The 2,461-nt window shown below is 34.8% G+C and carries 2 protein-coding genes; both read right to left on the bottom strand.

The annotated features are described in order from the left end of the window. Positions 1 to 360: 360 nt before the first annotated feature. Positions 361 to 1,383, bottom strand: coding sequence for a response regulator (locus tag F6K13_RS28300; RefSeq protein WP_287289179.1), 1,023 nt, complete (start codon positions 1,381 to 1,383; stop codon positions 361 to 363). Between the two features lie 54 nt (positions 1,384 to 1,437). Next, on the bottom strand, positions 1,438 to 2,461 hold a 1,024-nt coding region (locus F6K13_RS35900; RefSeq protein ID WP_287289180.1), incomplete at its 5' end, for a histidine kinase dimerization/phospho-acceptor domain-containing protein.

Here is a 2,461-nt window from a genome sequence, read left to right on the forward strand (position 1 = left end):
TGTTATATAATGTCTGGTTGAATAATTACACTTTGGAGGAAGGAAGGCAGAAGGGAAAGAAAGGTTTAAAGAGATCAGGTTTTTATAACTGATATCAAGTCCGGTAGCATCGTTATTGTAAAGGTAAGGAAGAAGGAAGAAGGAAGAGGGAAGAAGTGAAGAGGGAAGAAGGCTTTAGTTATCTAGAATAGAAGACTTAAAAGTCCAAAAAAACTTAAATTTTTTGTAGATATTCACCCTTGGGGTTACACAAACGATGCCAGCGGACATCATATGATTATCCTAACATGGTATTAGAGCAAATCTAAAATCATCAATTTATACCATTTTTGTACATAATTTTTTATCATATCTTGATGCTTAACGCCTAAATGATTCAATTAATTGTCTAATGGTCTTAAATTGAAAATCATTGACTAAATTAATTAACTTTTCCGCTAATAAAGATTTCTCAACCGGAATTTGTCCTATTAATTCTAAGATACTATCGTCATCTAAAGCTTTAGCTGCATCATACAGTTTTTCTAACCATTCACTCGGCATTACCTGCAAATCTTCTACTGTTAAATTTGGTAATTCACTGGTAGTTTTAGCTGGAGTTTCTTCTGCATAAATATATTCCACTCCTAAATGCTTTTTCATCGTCTCAAAAATTATTGATTCTCGGAATGGTTTTCTGACAAAATCATCACATCCTGCTGATAAAATAATTGACTTTTCTTCTTCTAATACACTTGCTGTTAAAGCAATTATTGCTGTGGCATTTCCTTTGATTGTGCCTTTAATTATTTGAGTTGCTTCGTAACCATCCATAACTGGCATTCTCATATCCATCCAAATTAAATTAGGTTGCCATTCATCCCAGATTTCTATTGCTTGTTTTCCATTTTCTGCTTCTTTTAATTCAAATCCTAATGGTTGTAATAATTTAATCAATAATAAACGATTGGTGGGACGGTCATCGACTATTAATATTTTATAACGGGGTTGATTGGGTTTTAAAGCTATGACATGACGTGGATGTTCTTGAGTTTCTATATCTTCTTTACTGACGATATCAACTTGGATGTCAAATCGAAAAGTTGTACCTATTCCCACTTGAGAGTTAACAGTAATATCTCCTCCCATTAAGTTGACAAATTTACGACTAATTGGTAATCCTAATCCTGTTCCTTCTTGACTATTGTTGCCTGTTTCTGTTTGGACAAATGCTTCAAATAATTTGGGCATTTCTGCTTCAGCTATTCCTGCTCCTGTATCTCTGACTTCAAAAATAATTGTGGCTTTTCCATGACTTTCCCCCCATTCCAAAGAGGGATTTTTTCCAGAACTTTTTCCCCATTCCAAAGAGGGATTTTTGCCAGAATTTTCCCCCCATTCCAAAGAGGGATTTTTGCCAGAACTTTTTCCCCTTAGAAAGGGGGGATTAAGGGGGAATTATTTTGGACTCACAACTGTAACACTCACACCCCCTTCAGATGTAAATTTAATCCCGTTATTGATTAAGTTAATTAATACTTGACGGAGTTTTGTTTCGTCAGTATAGATATATTGATGTACATCATCCTGGCGGTCAAAAATTAATGTTAATCCTTTATTTTCGGCGGTTATATGTAATAAGTCTTCTAGTTCGTTCAACAATGAATAAAAGTCAAAGGTTTTAGCATTGAGGTTCATTTTCCCTGCTTCAATTTTAGATAAGTCTAAAATATTATTAATTAAGGTTAATAAATAGTTGCCACTCTTATTAATAATAGTTGTATTTTCTTTTTCTTCTGGAGATAAGGTTTGAGAACGCATCATTATTTGTGAAAAGCCTAAAATAGCATTTAATGGGGTGCGTAGTTCGTGACTCATATTGGCGATAAAACTGCTTTTTGCTTGATTTGCTACTTCCGCTTTTTCTTTAGCAACAACTAACTGTTGATTTGAATCTTGTAATTCAGCAGTACGTTTTTTGACTTGCGTTTCCAGTTCGCGATTACGTTTTTCCGTTTCATATATACGCCACCACACTCCACCTAGTAAAACTCCTAAAGATAAAATCCCCATCGCTGCTCTAAACCAAAGAGTTTCCCACCAAGGTGGTGTGATTGTAATCTTGATAGAAACACCCTGTTCATTCCAAAGTCCATCATTATTCGAGGCGATCGCTCGAAATACATAGTTGCCTGGATCTAAATTAGTATAGGTGGCAGAATTATCTTTACTACTTACCTCATTCCAGTCGCGATCAAATCCCTCTAGTTTGTACTTGTAGCGATTTTTCTCTGGTGATTGGAAATTCAATGCTGCAAATCTAAAGGAGAAGATTCGGTCTTTATAAGAGAGAGTTAAGTGTTTGGTTTTGAGGATAGATTCCTTGAGAACTGAATTTTCACCAATAGGAACAAGCTTATTTTCCAGTTTAAAGTATGTGATAAATACGGTCGGAATACTGGGATTATCCTGAATTTGTTCA

The sequence above is a fragment of the Okeania sp. SIO2B9 genome (assembly GCF_010672505.1).
Lineage (GTDB): Bacteria > Cyanobacteriota > Cyanobacteriia > Cyanobacteriales > Microcoleaceae > Okeania > Okeania hirsuta.